Annotated in this window: 15 protein-coding genes and 2 tRNA genes; 4 read left to right on the forward strand and 13 right to left on the reverse strand. The window is 63.8% G+C overall.

Going from position 1 to position 14,147, the window contains the following annotated elements; translation table 11 throughout:
* Positions 1 to 56: 56 nt before the first annotated feature.
* Both BVU17_13320 and BVU17_13325 read right to left on the reverse strand, forming a co-directional pair.
* Complete coding sequence (locus tag BVU17_13320) at positions 57 to 236, reverse strand: hypothetical protein (protein ID AUG48458.1); 180 nt, start codon at positions 234 to 236, stop codon at positions 57 to 59.
* A 197-nt stretch (positions 237 to 433) separates the two neighbouring features.
* Positions 434 to 1,006 carry a hypothetical protein gene (locus tag BVU17_13325; protein AUG48459.1) on the reverse strand — a complete coding sequence of 191 codons (573 nt, stop codon included), beginning with the start codon at positions 1,004 to 1,006 and terminating at the stop codon, positions 434 to 436.
* A 175-nt stretch (positions 1,007 to 1,181) separates the two neighbouring features.
* Here BVU17_13325 and BVU17_13330 point away from each other — a divergent pair, with 175 nt between their 5' ends.
* The gene (locus tag BVU17_13330) at positions 1,182 to 3,464 is read left to right on the forward strand and encodes a cytochrome B (GenBank protein ID AUG48460.1); all 2,283 of its coding nucleotides are present in this window, start codon (positions 1,182 to 1,184) and stop codon (positions 3,462 to 3,464) included.
* A gap of 84 nt (positions 3,465 to 3,548) precedes the next feature.
* Here BVU17_13330 and BVU17_13335 read toward each other — a convergent pair whose 3' ends face one another.
* From BVU17_13335 to BVU17_13345, 3 genes are all read right to left on the reverse strand, one after another.
* Positions 3,549 to 5,309 (reverse strand): alpha/beta hydrolase, encoded by a 1,761-nt coding sequence (locus BVU17_13335; protein AUG48461.1) that lies wholly within the window; start codon positions 5,307 to 5,309, stop codon positions 3,549 to 3,551.
* A gap of 249 nt (positions 5,310 to 5,558) precedes the next feature.
* Positions 5,559 to 5,930 carry a hypothetical protein gene (locus BVU17_13340; GenBank protein AUG48462.1) on the reverse strand — a complete coding sequence of 124 codons (372 nt, stop codon included), beginning with the start codon at positions 5,928 to 5,930 and terminating at the stop codon, positions 5,559 to 5,561.
* A gap of 82 nt (positions 5,931 to 6,012) precedes the next feature.
* Positions 6,013 to 7,002, reverse strand: a complete 990-nt coding sequence (locus BVU17_13345) for a ring-cleaving dioxygenase (protein ID AUG48463.1) — start codon at positions 7,000 to 7,002, stop codon at positions 6,013 to 6,015.
* A 137-nt stretch (positions 7,003 to 7,139) separates the two neighbouring features.
* Between BVU17_13345 and BVU17_13350 the strand changes: the two genes are divergently transcribed.
* The gene (locus BVU17_13350; protein AUG48464.1) at positions 7,140 to 7,664 is read left to right on the forward strand and encodes a phosphopantetheine adenylyltransferase; all 525 of its coding nucleotides are present in this window, start codon (positions 7,140 to 7,142) and stop codon (positions 7,662 to 7,664) included.
* A gap of 38 nt (positions 7,665 to 7,702) precedes the next feature.
* On the opposite strand, the gene BVU17_13355 is transcribed toward BVU17_13350, so the two are convergent.
* The 4 genes from BVU17_13355 to BVU17_13370 are packed head-to-tail and all read right to left on the reverse strand — an operon-like array spanning position 7,703 to position 10,262.
* Positions 7,703 to 8,515: a cobalt ABC transporter gene (locus BVU17_13355; protein AUG48465.1), complete on the reverse strand. Its 813-nt coding sequence runs from the start codon at positions 8,513 to 8,515 to the stop codon at positions 7,703 to 7,705.
* The gene (locus BVU17_13360) at positions 8,512 to 9,306 is read right to left on the reverse strand and encodes a cobalt ECF transporter T component CbiQ (protein AUG48466.1); all 795 of its coding nucleotides are present in this window, start codon (positions 9,304 to 9,306) and stop codon (positions 8,512 to 8,514) included. Before BVU17_13360 ends, BVU17_13355 begins: the two co-directional genes overlap by 4 nt.
* A 3-nt stretch (positions 9,307 to 9,309) precedes the next feature.
* The gene (locus BVU17_13365) at positions 9,310 to 9,624 is read right to left on the reverse strand and encodes a metal transporter (GenBank protein ID AUG48467.1); all 315 of its coding nucleotides are present in this window, start codon (positions 9,622 to 9,624) and stop codon (positions 9,310 to 9,312) included.
* Positions 9,624 to 10,262 (reverse strand): metal transporter, encoded by a 639-nt coding sequence (locus BVU17_13370; GenBank protein ID AUG48468.1) that lies wholly within the window; start codon positions 10,260 to 10,262, stop codon positions 9,624 to 9,626. Before BVU17_13370 ends, BVU17_13365 begins: the two co-directional genes overlap by 1 nt.
* 120 nt (positions 10,263 to 10,382) lie before the next feature.
* On the opposite strand from BVU17_13370, the gene BVU17_13375 reads away from it, so the two are divergent.
* The gene (locus tag BVU17_13375; protein ID AUG48469.1) at positions 10,383 to 10,793 is read left to right on the forward strand and encodes a nickel responsive regulator; all 411 of its coding nucleotides are present in this window, start codon (positions 10,383 to 10,385) and stop codon (positions 10,791 to 10,793) included.
* A 90-nt stretch (positions 10,794 to 10,883) separates the two neighbouring features.
* Here the strand turns inward: BVU17_13375 and BVU17_13380 are convergent.
* A tRNA-Met gene (locus BVU17_13380) sits at positions 10,884 to 10,958 on the reverse strand.
* A 181-nt stretch (positions 10,959 to 11,139) separates the two neighbouring features.
* Positions 11,140 to 11,212, reverse strand: a tRNA-Asn gene (locus BVU17_13385).
* A gap of 95 nt (positions 11,213 to 11,307) precedes the next feature.
* On the opposite strand from BVU17_13385, the gene BVU17_13390 reads away from it, so the two are divergent.
* On the forward strand, positions 11,308 to 12,708 hold the full coding sequence (locus tag BVU17_13390) for a CCA tRNA nucleotidyltransferase (GenBank protein AUG48470.1): 1,401 nt from the start codon (positions 11,308 to 11,310) through the stop codon (positions 12,706 to 12,708).
* On the opposite strand, the gene BVU17_13395 is transcribed toward BVU17_13390, so the two are convergent.
* Both BVU17_13395 and BVU17_13400 read right to left on the reverse strand, forming a co-directional pair.
* Entirely contained in the window at positions 12,687 to 13,694 is a 1,008-nt protein-coding gene (locus BVU17_13395) for a histone deacetylase (protein AUG48471.1), read from the reverse strand. The genes BVU17_13390 and BVU17_13395 overlap by 22 nt on opposite strands.
* Positions 13,695 to 14,132: an aldolase gene (locus tag BVU17_13400; GenBank protein ID AUG48472.1), complete on the reverse strand. Its 438-nt coding sequence runs from the start codon at positions 14,130 to 14,132 to the stop codon at positions 13,695 to 13,697.
* Positions 14,133 to 14,147 lie beyond the last annotated feature (15 nt).

Consider the following 14,147-nt stretch of genomic DNA (forward strand, 5'->3'; position numbering starts at 1 on the left):
GCCGGTCGCTACTGCCGCTGCTGGATGAAGGTGGAAGACCGAAAAACGGAGTATCCTTACCGTACCGGTGTCCAGCCACACACCGAGCACTGTGCCGCTGTCGACTCGTGAAGACCGCCGCAATCAGGGCACTGCTTCTTGTTATAGCTCTCTTCCCAACCACTCTGGTCCACGTCGTGGCCACGCTGGGAGAGGAACTCGTCGAACATATCGTCACTACTCGGTGCGGACGCCATACATGATATGGTATAACACATCAGTATATAGGTTTAATGGTATTGTGAACCATTGCCACAATTAGCTGCGCGCCACACAGCATGCACTGGTCGGTCACAGCGAGCCGTGTCACTCAAGAGCCGTCCAAACGGCAGACAACATCAGATGAGCAGTCGTTCAGACGGTGTGCTGGCCCGGTTGTCTCCGGTACCACTCGTTAGCTGTCGGTCCCGGCCGGGTGGGTGTAATCAACAGTGAGACGAGTGCTTGCGATAAGCGCGTTCGCGATGGTCTCTGACGCTTCTTCCTGTTCGGTTCCGCCCTCGATAGAGAGTTCCTCACCGAGTGCGTACACCTGAAACCGGTGTTCGTAGGGCTGTCCGGCCGGCGGGCACGGCGGTTCATATCCCGGCTCGTTTGGGGGCTGTGTTCCCTGTCGAGCGCCGCCGAGCGTATCGAGGGTCGGCTCGCGCGGGAGCCCGGCCGGAATCCGCTCGGTCTCGGGTGGGACGTTCCACAGCGTCCAGAACACTGGCTGGCTGAACACGCCGCCGTCGTACTCAGCCGTGACCGCCAGCGCCGCCGTCGGCTCCGGGACACGCTCTATGACAAATGGAGGCGAAACGCCCTCGCCGTCACAGGTGAATCGGGGCGGAAGCGTGTCCCCGGAACTGAACGCGGGGCTCGACACTTCGAAGGCCGGTGTTGTGTCGTCCGACTGCTCGGTACAGCCTGCGCTCCAGACCAGTGCAGACGCCCCGAGCGTCTGGACGAAGCGGCGACGGCGCATACCAGAGTGAGAGTGGCAGGTAGTAATCTGCCTTGTGATACCCCGCTACGTCCCACGTCGAATCCGGGGACAGAACACCACTGGTCCCTGTCAGGGCGAACATGTTCTCCCCCGTCGCCAGCGACTGGGAACGTCTTACCCCCTTCTTATTTTGGGGTACTGGAGTTCCAACCACATGGAGCTCAAACGCAAAACAATCGCGAAGGTAATCGCCGCCGCGTTCGTCTTCAACCTCGTCGTCATGGGGGCCGGCGCGTGGATCGCGTACCAGGAAGCGCCGCCAATCCCTGAGGAAGTCGTCGGACCCGACGGCGAGACCGTTCTCACGGGTGCGGACATCCGGGAGGGCAAGAAGACGTTCCAGAAGAACGGACTGATGAACCACGGGTCGATTCTCGGGAACGGCGCGTACTACGGCGCGGACTACACCGCCGACGCGCTGGAGTTGAAAACCCAGCACATGCGGACCTATTACGCCGAGGAACGCTACGGGACCGAGTACGACTCGCTGTCGACGGCTGAACAGGCTGCCGTCGACGATGACGTCAAACAGGACCTCAGCGGGGAGTACGACGGCGGGAACATCGAGTACTCCGCCGCAGAACTGTACGCCCACCAGCAGGTCCGTCAGGAGTACGTCGAGCGGTATCACGAGGGGAGCCACGAGCGGGGCGTCCCCGAGGAGATGATTGACTCTGAAGCCGATGCCCGGCAGTTCGCCGACTTCGCCATGTGGACGGCGTGGTTCTCCCACACCGACCGTCCGGGCGGCGAACACTCCTACACGAACGACTGGCCGTACGAGCCCGCCGCCGGGAACGATGCGACCGGCGCGGCGATGACTTGGAGCGTCATCGCGATGGTCCTCCTCGTCGGTGCTGCCGGTGGCGGAATCTGGCTCTACAACGCCGTCAGCCTCCCTGAGCCGTCCGCCGGAGACCTCTCGGTGCCCGAGCCGGGCGACGTGAGCATTTTCCCCAGCCAGCGGGCCGCCCTGCGGTTCATCCCGGTCGCCGCCGGGCTGTTCCTCGCGCAGGTGTTACTCGGTGGGTTGCTTGCGCACTTCTACATCGAACGGGCCGGCTTCTTCGGCATCGAGGAAATCTTCGGCGTCCACATCCTCCAGCTACTGCCCTTCGCTATGGCGAAGACATGGCACATAGACCTGGGCATCCTCTGGATAGCCGCGACCTGGCTCGGCGCGGGCCTGTTCCTCCCGCCGCTGCTGACCGGCCACGAACCCAAACGCCAGTCGACCTACATCGACGCGTTGCTCGTCGCGATTGTCGTCGTCACCGTCGGCGGCCTCGGCGGCATCTGGCTCGGCTCGCACGGTTACTTCGGCGACCTCTGGTGGCTCGTCGGCAACGAAGGGCTAGAGTACCTCGAAGTCGGGAAGGTCTGGCAGGTCGGGCTGCTCGTCGGCTTCGGTCTGTGGGCCGTCCTCTCGATTCGCGGTCTGAAGCCGCTGCTGGACCGCGAGCCAGTGTTCGGCCTCGCACATATGATCCTGTACGCTGGCGGCTCCATCGCACTGCTGTTTACCGCCGGGTTCTTTTTCACTCCGGAGACCAACATCGCCGTCACGGAGTTCTGGCGCTGGTGGGTCGTCCACATGTGGGTCGAAGGAGCCTTCGAGTTCTTCATCGTCGCCATCATTGGCCTGACGCTAGTGTCGATGAACCTGCTCAGCCGCCGTAGCGCCGAGAAGGCAGTCATGCTTCAGGCCTTGCTGGTGATGAGTACGGGCGTTATCGGCGTCTCCCACCACTACTGGTGGGTCGGCATGCCCGACATGTGGGTCCCCATCGGGAGCGTGTTCTCGACACTTGAACTGCTCCCGCTCGTGTTCATCCTCTACGAGGCGCTGGGCCAGTACCGGGCGATGTCCGAGACCGGCGGGTTCCCCTACAAACTCCCGTTCATGTTCATCATCGCCAGCGGGGTCTGGAACTTCGTCGGGGCCGGCGTGCTCGGCTTCTTCATCAACCTCCCGCTCATCAACTACTACGAGCACGGCACCTACCTCACCGTTGGCCACGCCCACGCCGCGATGTTCGGGGCCTTCGGCTTCCTCGCGCTGGGGATGGTCACCTACATGCTCCAGCTCGCCATCAAACCCGGTCGCTGGGACGGGTCCTGGCTCCGGGCGGCGTTCTGGTGCTGGAACGTCGGTCTGGCGCTGATGGTGTTCGTCTCTGTTCTGCCCGTTGGCTTCCTCCAGCTGGAGGCGGCGTTCACCGGCAGCTATGCCGCAGCCCGGAGCGTAGCGTTCTACAACCAGCCGCTCGTCCAGACGCTGTTCTGGGCGCGACTCCCCGGTGACACGCTCATCATTCTGGGGACAGCCATCTACGCGGCCGACCTGATCCGCAAGCGATTCGTCCTCCGGGCATCCGAGGACGACCCCACAGTCGAGGACATGGCCGTCGCCGAGGGTGTGATGAGCGACGACTGAACCACTGTCGGATTTCGGCTGTGCGTCGTCACAACCGAAACACGACTTGGCGGACAGAACCGAGAAGAAAGTGAAACGCCGGATCTAGACGGGGAACTGCGTCGCGGTTCCGGCGACAATAACCCACGTCACGAGGACGGCGTTGATCGTCGCGCCGACCCAGACCCGACCCGTCTTCCTGAAGAAGTAGGTGCTAACGAAGGATACGATGCTGAGCAGGGCGACGAACTGTAGCGCCAGAATTGTCAGCAACGGGTGGCCAAGCGGCAGTGGCCGGCCGGACAGCAGCGGGACGTACTGAACCGCCAACAACACGACGAACCCGCCGACGACGATGAGCCAGTTCGTCGCCATTGCACGGCGGAGCGACCGGGACTCACCCTCGGGACGGAGCTGACCGTGCAAGAGTGCGCCGAGGACGACGAAGAAGGCAAACAGTGGCAGGAGATACGAGAAGCTGATCCGGAACTGCGCCGGGGAGAGGAGTTTGATGGCAAACACCCAGATGCGGAAGTCCGTCTGGAACAGGAACGCCACGACGGCTTCCAGCAGGTACAGCACGGCGACGGTAGCGACGCCGGCTAGGACCGAGACGCCGACCGTCCGCGCGCCGTCGCCCGTATCAAGCCCGTAGTTCGCCAGCGAAACCGACGGGTCGTCAGCGTTGGTCGTGTAATGCCACACCGCGAACAGGACCGCCGTGATGACCGCGTTCCCCAGTGCCCAGACGATCACGCCGTTGTTGATCTGCTGTGGGAACAGCCAACTGAGCCCGATTATCGCCGGTGCGGCGTCCTGTAGCGGGAAGTACGTCACAATCGGAATGGTGGCGGCAAGTAGCGACGCCGCGTAGCGTTTCGCGCCGGTCATCCCCTTCCCTTCAGGGTACTCGCGCCGGAGTCTGTCGGTCGATGCCCGTTCGACGAGCAGACCACCAGCCGGGAACAGTGACAGCACACCACCGATGAGGGCGATAAAGGTGCCCAGCGACTTCCAGTACCAGACCTGATTGCTCGGATCCATCTCGTCCTCGCCCTCAAGTGTTAGCTGGAGCCACTCGATGGACGCGCCGATGGCTGCGGTCGAGAAGTGGTCGCCGGGATGAGTCGTTGCCGGCGTGTATAGCCGCCGTGCAGTGCCGTCATCAACGCTCCCGTAGGTGCGACTCTCCGTGACAGCGCTGTCCGTCCCAAACACCGTCTGGAGTTTGTCGCTCTGCTCAACGTCGGACGCACTCGCCGTCCCCCACATCAGCGGGGAGAACTCGTCGTACTCACTGAACACGACGGCGAGGTTCCGTGGGAACGAATCAGTGCCTTCAGGAGCGCGGTTCGATCCAGTCGATGACCCCTCGATAACCATCGACTCGTACCCGTCTGGGTGGGCCGCGGCCGCCGTGACGACGGTCCAGCCGCCCATCGAATGCCCTTCGAGGCCGATGTTTTCGTTGTCGACGTAGTCCAGCGACCGGAGGTATTCGAGGCTATCAGGGCCACCGTACCCGTTCTTGAACGCCGGTGGGTCAGAGTAGCCGTGACCGGTCTGGTCGATAGCGAGGACAACGAAACCCCGTCGTGCGTACTCGATAGCGAACGGGGACTGGGTCTCTTTCGAGTTGATGTACCCGTGGACGGCTAACACCCCTGGTTGCGGGGACGCGCTGCTGGCTTCCTCAGGGATGTACAGCGTTCCGCTCATCATCGTTCCGTTGGTCCCAGAGAACCGCACGTCGCGGACCTCCACGGACCCGCCGTCGGTCTGTACTGTCCACGCGAGGCCGCTGCCGCCGAATATCAGGAGCAACGACACTGCAGCTACGATCCACAGCTGTCTGTTATTGTTCATTATAATTCCACGGGAACAGGTGAGACACTCAGGGAATTAAAGTTACTGTAAACTCCGGACTGACGGTAAAGAATTGAGAGAGCAGCTGGAAATAGGACGCTAGCCCGTTGAAAAGGGGAGAAGCTCTCTATATCACGTATCGTACCGTCATTCATTACCGTCTATTGGGAGTTGCTGATAAACCGGCTTTCTATGCAACGAGAGCAACAGATAGCCGCTCTCACTCCGGTACCCACCCCACCGACGAGGTTACGCGCTGCCGAGTTCGTCAGTCCAGAGGTGGTCGATGTCGGCTTCGATGTCGGCCGTATCGAGCGCCTCGACACCGGACAGGTACTCGCGGGCGTCAGTGAGGTGTTGCTTGACGGCGACCACATCATCAACCGACTTCGCGGCATAGAGCGACACCCGCGCCCGGTTAATCTCCAGTCGCTCCCCGAGCGCCTGCGTCACTGGGATGTCGTGCTCGTCGCCGAGCTGTGCCATTCGGTCTAGCACACTTGTCGGGACTTCCAGTTGCGCCGCAATGTCTCGTGACGGCAGGTCGACCGTCACGTCGGTCGTCTCACACTTACTCTCCCCCCACGGCGCGATAACGTACTCCTGTCCCTCTGTGGACATATAACACGAGACACCCCGGGCACGCATATTTACTCGCAGGCTAACAGATAGAATGAAGCGGATACCAGTCGTCTCGTCTGCGTTAGTCGCCGGCTTCGGCGGCCGCTGGCTGGGGAATCGTCACGTCTGTGAGCCCCGCCTCAATTTCCTCGCGTCGGTCCTCGAACTTCCCGGGCAGCACCAGCCGGCCACCAAGGTCGTCGAGTGGCTCGTCGCTGTCGTAGCCGGGGTCGCTGGTGGCGAGTTCGATCAGGATGCCGCCGAACTCACGAAAGTACACCGACCGGAACCAGTGGCGGTCTATCTGCGACGTGGGGCGCAGCCCCGCCCCGCGGACGGCCTCGCGCATCGACTGCTGGTCCTCGTCGGTCGGCGTCTGGAAGGCGACGTGGTGGACCGTGCCGTGGCCCTGCCGCCCGCCCTCGATGGTCGGCAACACGTCGACGTACGTCCCAACGGTCCCCGGCGCGGCGAATCGAGTCCGTTCGTCGCCGGGCGTGTCGCCCTGTGCCTGCTCGGTACCGACTTCTTCGAGGCCCATCGTCCGGAGCAGCTCCTCCGTAGGTTCGGGGTCAGCCAGCCACAGCGTCACAGAGTGGAAGCCACGGATGGCGGCGTCTTCGGGGACGAACGCCGTCCACGGCTCGGTCGGGTCGTCGTCAGGAATCTCGACTTCGACCAGTTCGACCGGCAGTCCGTCCGGATCGCGGAACGGGAGGACAGTCTCACCGAACCGCTCGACGCGGTCGTCGTAGTCGACACCGTACTCCTCGAAGCGGTCCTCCCAGTAGTCGAGGCTGCCCTCCGGCACGCGGAACGCTGTGCGTGAGACCTGTCCGGAGCCGACTTTGCCCTGTGCGTGGTTTTCCCACGGGAAGAAGGTCATGCTCGTCCCTGGGTTCCCCTCGGCGTCGGCAAAGAAGAAGTGGTACGTGCTGGGATCGTCCTGATTGATCGAGCGCTTGACGAGCCGGAGACCGAGTGTTTCGACCCAGAAGTTCATGTTTTGCTGTGGGTCGCTCGCGATACACGTGACGTGGTGGATACCCGGTGTCGGGGTGACGTTAGTCATTGGTATCGATACGTGCCGAAACTACTTCAATGACTGCTGACGCGAGTGTTACCGGGTTACTGTCGGTAGAGACCGTTGGGACTGAGGAGTTATGCGACGGACAGCAATTATATATGACGCTGGTGGGACATTCGCGTATGGCAGACGCGGACCGGACAGCGATTCTCGGCGGGACCTTCACACCAATTCACAACGGCCACCGGGCGCTCCTGCATAAGGCGTTTCAGACCGCAAGTCACGACGGGAGCGGCGATGGTCACGTCATCGTTGGTCTGACCAGCCCTGAACTGGCCACAGAGACGCGTAGTGACCCGACACACGTCGAACAGTTGGGTGCGTACGATGACCGTCGAAGCGCGCTCGCGTCCGAGCTGGACCAGTTGGGTGAGCCGTATACCGCCACGTATGAGATTGTCCGGTTAGACGACACGCAGGGACCGGCCGCGACACGGGCGGACGTGGATGCGCTCGTCGCCTCGCCGGAGGCGAAGGCACAGCGCCGCGCCTACGAACTCAACCAACAGCGGCGAGACGCGGGGCTCCACCCGCTGGAAATCCACACGCCGCCGTTCGTCGTCGCCGAAGACGGCACGCGAATCAGCAGCACCCGGATCCGGAACGGCGAAATCGACGTGCACGGCCGCCTGCTCGCCTCGGAATGACAGCGGCCGGGTAGAGGTCCGTCCCCGGACCCGGACTATCACTCCACGGTATCCGGACCGTCCGTGTCCAGCCGTTCGGCAGCCCCGTCGACGGTCAGCGGCACGTTCTCTGTTCGGCCCTCGAACAGTCTGACGACCTGTGGCGGACGCAGGTCACAGTCCCGAAGTAGCCCGGTGTCGGTCAGGATCTGTCTGGTCGTCCCCCTCGCGGCAACCGCGCCGGTATCGTCGAGCAACAGAACCCGGTCCGCGACGTGCGGGACGAGTTCGGTGTCCGGCGTCGAGACGACGAGCGTGACGCCATCGGCCGCGAGTTCGTCGAGCAGGTCGAGAATCGTTCTCCGGTTCGCGGCGTCGACGTTGCTCACCGGCTCATCGAGCAACAGCACGTCCGGCTCGACGGTGAGCGCGCTTGCAAGAGCGGCGCGGCGCTGTTCACCCCCGCTAAGTCGGAACGGCGGCTTCGACAGGAGGCCATCGAGGGCAAGCCGGTCCGCGACTCGCCGGACGCGGCGGTCGACTTCCGCACGGTCGCAGTCGAGCTGTGCCGGCCCGTAGGCGAGGTCCTCCCGGACGGTCGGATTGAACAGGTAATCGGCAGGATTCTGCGTGAGGACACTGAGGCGACTGCGGACAGTGTCGGCGTCGGTCGTCTCCCCGAAGTACCGCACCTGCCCGCCGTCAGGGTCGACCAGACCGCCCAGCAGTTCCAGCAGCGTCGACTTGCCAGCCCCGTTCGGACCGAGCAGTGCCACACGCTCGCCGCGCTCGATGGATGCGTCGACGCCGTCGACGGCCAGCGTTCCGTCAGGGTAGGCGTAGCAGAGGTCGGTGGCTTCGATAGCAGTCACGCGACAACCACCACCGCGACAGCGAGTGCAACGATCAAACCGAAGGTGAGGTCGGCCCGCCCGAGCGGTTTCCGGGGCTGTGCCGGCGTCGGGCCAGTGCCGCCGCGGGCGCGGGCGGCCCGCTGGACCCGCTCGCCGCGTTCCAGGCTCCGGACGAGAAACGAGCCCACGAAGTGCCCCGAATCGCGCCAGTTCCGGCGGAGGCTCGGCTCGGCGATGGTTCGGCTCCGTCGAGCCCGAACCATGCGTTCGAGTTCGGCAAAAAAGAGGAGGAGATAGCGATACGTGATTCCGAGCAGCGAAACGACAATCGACGGGACCCGAAGCCGGCGAAACGCCGCCAGCAGGTCGGCGAAGCGAGTCGTCAACAGCAGCACGGACAGAAAGCCGACACACGCAGTTACGCGGACGGCGAACGTGAGCACATAGTCGACGCCAGCGGCCGAGAGGGGAAGCGACCCCAGCGAGGGGCCATGCATCAAGAACGCTTGCGGGGCGACGACAACGAACGCGAACACCGGTGGACCGGTCAGACGACCCAGAAAAGTACGGATAGGTACCCGAGAAATGGCCGCAAGTGCTGTGGCGAGGAGCGCGAGCGCGCTGACGACTGCCAGCGCCTGCTGTGTCACGGTAAGCGCGACGAGCGTCGCAATACCGACGAGCTTGACAGTCGGCGTAACGGCCTGGAGGAACCCGTCTCGATCCGGCAGGTCCTCAGCAAGCAGGAACCACTGGGCGCTGGCCGCAATCGCTGTGACCGTCCGGTCGAGCAGGTCCCTGCCGGACATGCGCTATTGCCGTCCGTCGACGTCCGTTCCGAGTACGCGTCCGATAGCGGCACCGAGGAGGAGCGTCAGCGCGGTCCCGACGACAGCCGATACGAACGTCCCAGTCGCGCCGCCGAGGCCGGGGACGCCGTAGTCCGGAAACAGCGCCGTCCCGACGGCGGTGGCGTGTTCTGTCGCGCCGGTCGCCTCGGCGGCATTTTCCAGCGGTTCGGCGTAGCCAACCTGGCCAGCCGCCCACCCAAACACCGGCGCGAGCAGGGTCAGGACCAGTAGCGCGGCGAGCGCACGGGGTAGCCAGTCGGGGTAGTCCGGTACCATCACGCGCTCACCTCCGGTGCGGCGTTGGGCCGGAGGTCAGGGCGAGCGCGAGCGAGGTACCGGTACACCGAGGCGGTGATGGCACCCTCAATCAGCCCCAGCACGAGATGCCCGACGCCCATTATCGACAGTGTCGTCAGCAACTGGTACTGGAACGCCGAGGAGAGGCCAAGCTGGAGGGCGGCGGTCAGCGCGCCGGCCGTAATTCCCAGCCACCCCGCGACGAAGGCAGCGCGAAATTCACCGTACGGGACGAGCAGACGATAGATGGCATAGCCGACGTACACCTCGACGATAGCCATGTTGAACACGTTCGCGCCGAGCACCACGATGCCGCCGTCGCCGAAGACGAGCGCCTGAATCGTGACGACAGTCGCGACACAGAGTGCGCCCAGATGCGGACCGAGGAGAATCGCCGCGAACGCGCCCCCGACAAAGTGGGCGCTGGTACCGCCCGGAATCGGCCAGTCGAGCATCTGTGCGGCGAAAATGCTCGCCGCGACGACGCCGAGCAACGGTGCACGAGTGTCAGGTATCTCACCGTTGACGCGCTTTGCAGCGACGCTCAGAACGACGACCGCAAGCGCACCGAACAGCAGTGCAAGCGGCAGATCGATATATCCGTCAGGAATATGCATGCTACCCAAGTCTGGTTCCGGCCCGGTAATAATACTTTTTCATCGGGCAGTATTACTGCCGGCGGGTGAGTATTACCGAAGCCCGGATACCCATATGCGGGCCCGTCCCTATCGGCACACATGAGTGAGGATCTCGACCGGATCAGCCTGACACTTCCATCGTCGATGGTCGAACGACTCGACGGCATCGTCGACGAGTGGGAATACGCGAGCCGGTCGGAGGCGATACGCGACTCGCTACGTGACTTCTTTGCGACCTACGAATGGGAATCCGGTGATGAACAACACCACCACGGAACCATTGTCATCGTCCACGACCACCACGTCTCGGGCATCGCTGACGAACTCCAGACCGTCCAACACGAGATGGCCGACATCATCACCTCCGTGCAGCACATCCATCTCTCCCACGACACCTGTATGGAAACGCTAGTCGTCGAGGGCGCGGGCGACACAATCACGGAGTTAGCCAACCGACTCCGGGCGATTGGCGGCGTCCAGCAGGTCAAGGTCGTGGTTGTTGATGAGTGAGCAGCGAACCGCGAGCGAGAGCGGTCCCGGAGCGATAGCACCATTCGATTCAGCAGAGCTCTCTTATACGCGACTTCGAGACAACAGAGATGGGCCCTGCCGGATTTGAACCAGCGCTCAATCGGTTATGAGCCGATCGCTTTAACCAGACTAAGCTAAGGGCCCCTCAGAATGGTGTTGATGAGTCCGCATCTTTAGCCTGTCGGGTTGGAGTAGCGGGGTTCGGAGACGCACGCAGGCCGATACAGAGACAGTCATGCATCGCTTGGGCGTTCACCGTCTAGCAACCCGAAAAGCCGACGGCAGCAGCCGTCCGGCGCTTGTCAGTTAGTGAGTGAAAGAACGACGCCACCGCCAGGGCTCGAACCTGGGACAACCTGGGTAACAACCAGGTGCTCTACCAACTGAGCTACGGCGGCGCGAACGCATTCAGTCATTGCCAGAGTTGGTAATTAGGGCTTTCGTTTCCGACCGGCATCGACACGCTTTCACGCACTTGTGCGTAATCGGCGGTATGAGCGAGGAGTTCGACGCCGTCGTCGAGGACGTGCGAGCGCGGGTCTCGCCGACCGACGACGAACGAGCGCAGTTACAGCGGGTCGCCGACGCGGTGATAGCCGACGCCGAGGCGGCGGTCGCCGACTTGCCGGTCGATGCCGAAGTCATTCAGGTCGGGTCGACGGCCCGCGGAACGTGGACCGCCGGCGACCGGGACGTAGACGTATTCGTCTGCTTCCCGGCGTCGCTCGACCGCGAGCAGCTAGAGGAGTACGGACTGACGGTCGGGCACGCGGTGCTACCCGAGGGCCGCGAGGAGTACGCCGAACACCCCTACGTCGTCGGCGAACGCGAGGGATACGCGATCGACCTGGTGCCCTGTTATGCGGTCGCGGACGCCACCGAAATCCAGTCCGCGGTGGACCGGACGCCGTTTCACACCAGATATCTGCAAGAGCGTCTGGACGACGACAGCGCGGGCGAGGTGCGGGTGGCAAAGCAGTTCCTGAAAGGCATCGGGGTCTACGGGAGCGACCTCCGGACGCGCGGGTTCTCGGGCTACCTGACGGAGCTGCTGGTGCTCGAGTTCGGCGGCTTCCGAGGGTTCGTCGAGGCAGTCGCGGACTGGCACCCGCCGGTTCGGCTCGACCCCGAGAGCCACGGGACCGAGGCGTTCGACGACCCGCTGGTGGTCATCGACCCGACGGACCCGGACCGCAACGTCGCGGCGGTGCTGTCGGCCGCGAACGTTGCCACACTCCAGCACTACGCCCGGGACCTCCTCGCCGAGCCGCGGGCGTCGCTGTTCACCGAGACCGAGCCGGACCCGTTCACAGCAGCAGACATCAAGGCCGTGGTGTCACAGCGGGCGACGACGCCAGTCGCACTTCGCTTCGCGGCCCCAGATGTCGTCGACGACCAACTCTGGCCACAGCTCCGGAAGTCTCTCGACGGGCTCTGCAGCGAACTCGACCGACGCGGGTTCGAGGTCCTGCGGTCAGCCGCGTTCGTCGAGGGCGACAGCGGTGAGGAGGGAGCGCCGGACGGCGAGCGCCGGGAACGGGACGCCGTCTTGCTGCTCGAATTCGCCGTCGCCCAGCGGCCGGCTGTCGAGCGCCACGAGGGGCCGCCGGTGCACGTCCGCGAGCACGCGAGCGGGTTCTTCGAGAAGTACGACGGCGACGACGAGGTCGCCGGGCCCTTCATCGACGGCAGCCGCTACGTCGTCGAGCGACCCCGGGCGTTCACTACAGCTACTGGGTTCCTGTCGAGCGATGCAGTCTACGACGTTGGGCTGGGGCCGCGGATCGAGTCAGCACTTGAGAATGGGTACGACGTACTGGTCGGCTCAGACATCGCAACGCTTGCCGACGGCTTTGGCGTCGATTTGTCGACCTACTTCGCACCGAAGCCCTGATCGGCGAGGTCATCGAGAACATCGCGGGCGTCGTCGCTGACATCGTCGTCCGGTTCCATCGGCTGGTAGCCATCAAAGACCTCGTGAACGGTCGTGACCGAGTCCGAGAGCGTATCAAGGCCGTAGCCGCCCTCAAGGATGATTCCCAGCGCGGCGTCACAGGCGTCTGTGAGTGAGCGCATCCGGTCGGTCATCGCGCCGTACCCCTCCGTAGAGACACGCATCCGTGAGATGGGGTCGTGTTCGTGTGCGTCGAAGCCGGCGCTAATGAGCAACAGATCGGGGTCGTAGTCCTCGATTGCCGGCGCGATGCACTCGTCGATAGCGGCGAGGTAGTCGGCGGTGTCAGCACCGGGCTTGTACTTTACGTTGAGGTTCGTGCCGTCAGCGTCGCCTGTGCCGGTCTCCGAGATGTCGCCGGTTCCGGGGTAGAGCCCATCCTCGTGTATCGAGGCGTAGAACACGTCAGAACGGTCGTAGAAGATGTCCTGTGTGCCGTTCCCGTGGTGGACATCCCAGTCGAAGATAGCGACGCGGTCGGCGCTGGCTTCGAGGGCGGCCTGTGCAGCGACGGCCGCGTTGTTGATGAAACAAAAGCCCATGGCGTCGTCGCCGACAGCGTGATGGCCAGGCGGTCGGCCGAGGGAGAACGGCGTGTTACGACCGGAGTTACCGTCGAGCGCAGCTTCCGCCGCCCAGACGGCGAGGCCGGCCGAGGCAAGCGCGGCGTCCCACGTCTCCTCAACCGCGACGGTGTCGGCGTCCCAGTTCCCGCCGCCGTCGTCACAGAACTCGCGGAACTCCGCGATGTAATCACTGTCGTGGACCGTCCGTACGAGGTCGATGTCGGCGTCATCGGCGGCGACGTACTCGACACCGTGATTCTCCTTGAGCGCGCGCCGTATCGCTCGAAGTCTGTCGGGACTCTCCGGATGTCGCGGGCCGGTGTCGTGGTCCAGACAGACCTCGCGGTAACCGAAGTTCATTCAGTAGTACTGTTCGAGTTCGAAGTACGTTTCGACGTCAGCTGCCTTGATCGTCCGGCGATCAGCGTGACGAGCCAACGTGGCGGCCGCGGCAGCCGTTTCGTCGGCGTACGTTTCGAGGATGGATGCGAGCGCGACGCGAGCGTCCATGGCGACGCGGTAGTCGTCAGCAATGTCGAGCCGAGCGATGCGGTCGACCGGCGCGACAGGGAGTTCGAGACCGTCCTTCTCCGGAACCTGTTCGATACCGAAGTCGGACGGCATCAGCGTCTTTCGACCGTCCGTGGTGGCCTCCGTGGCTGCCGTGACGGCCAACGAGGCGCCGTGCTCCTGTATTCGACGAGCCAGTTCCTCCGCAGCGTCGGCACTCACCCGGAGCCCGTCCGCGTTCCGCCGAATGACCGCGTCCACCGGTGCGAACGGTAGCTCGACACTCATACCCAAACCCGGGAG

This window comes from Haloarcula taiwanensis (genome assembly GCA_002844335.1).
In the GTDB taxonomy this organism is placed as follows: Archaea; Halobacteriota; Halobacteria; order Halobacteriales; family Haloarculaceae; genus Haloarcula; species Haloarcula taiwanensis.

Excerpts from the sequence above, each read along its gene's own strand:
- BVU17_13320 (AUG48458.1), bottom strand. The coding sequence starts at position 236 with ATGGCGTCCGCACCGAGTAGTGACGATATGTTCGACGAGTTCCTCTCC.
- BVU17_13325 (AUG48459.1), bottom strand. The coding sequence starts at position 1,006 with ATGCGCCGTCGCCGCTTCGTCCAGACGCTCGGGGCGTCTGCACTGGTC.
- BVU17_13330 (AUG48460.1), top strand. The coding sequence starts at position 1,182 with ATGGAGCTCAAACGCAAAACAATCGCGAAGGTAATCGCCGCCGCGTTC.
- BVU17_13335 (AUG48461.1), bottom strand. The coding sequence starts at position 5,309 with ATGAACAATAACAGACAGCTGTGGATCGTAGCTGCAGTGTCGTTGCTC.
- BVU17_13340 (AUG48462.1), bottom strand. The coding sequence starts at position 5,930 with ATGTCCACAGAGGGACAGGAGTACGTTATCGCGCCGTGGGGGGAGAGT.
- BVU17_13345 (AUG48463.1), bottom strand. The coding sequence starts at position 7,002 with ATGACTAACGTCACCCCGACACCGGGTATCCACCACGTCACGTGTATC.
- BVU17_13350 (AUG48464.1), top strand. The coding sequence starts at position 7,140 with ATGGCAGACGCGGACCGGACAGCGATTCTCGGCGGGACCTTCACACCA.
- BVU17_13360 (AUG48466.1), bottom strand. The coding sequence starts at position 9,306 with ATGTCCGGCAGGGACCTGCTCGACCGGACGGTCACAGCGATTGCGGCC.
- BVU17_13365 (AUG48467.1), bottom strand. The coding sequence starts at position 9,624 with ATGGTACCGGACTACCCCGACTGGCTACCCCGTGCGCTCGCCGCGCTA.
- BVU17_13370 (AUG48468.1), bottom strand. The coding sequence starts at position 10,262 with ATGCATATTCCTGACGGATATATCGATCTGCCGCTTGCACTGCTGTTC.
- BVU17_13375 (AUG48469.1), top strand. The coding sequence starts at position 10,383 with ATGAGTGAGGATCTCGACCGGATCAGCCTGACACTTCCATCGTCGATG.
- BVU17_13390 (AUG48470.1), top strand. The coding sequence starts at position 11,308 with ATGAGCGAGGAGTTCGACGCCGTCGTCGAGGACGTGCGAGCGCGGGTC.
- BVU17_13395 (AUG48471.1), bottom strand. The coding sequence starts at position 13,694 with ATGAACTTCGGTTACCGCGAGGTCTGTCTGGACCACGACACCGGCCCG.
- BVU17_13400 (AUG48472.1), bottom strand. The coding sequence starts at position 14,132 with ATGAGTGTCGAGCTACCGTTCGCACCGGTGGACGCGGTCATTCGGCGG.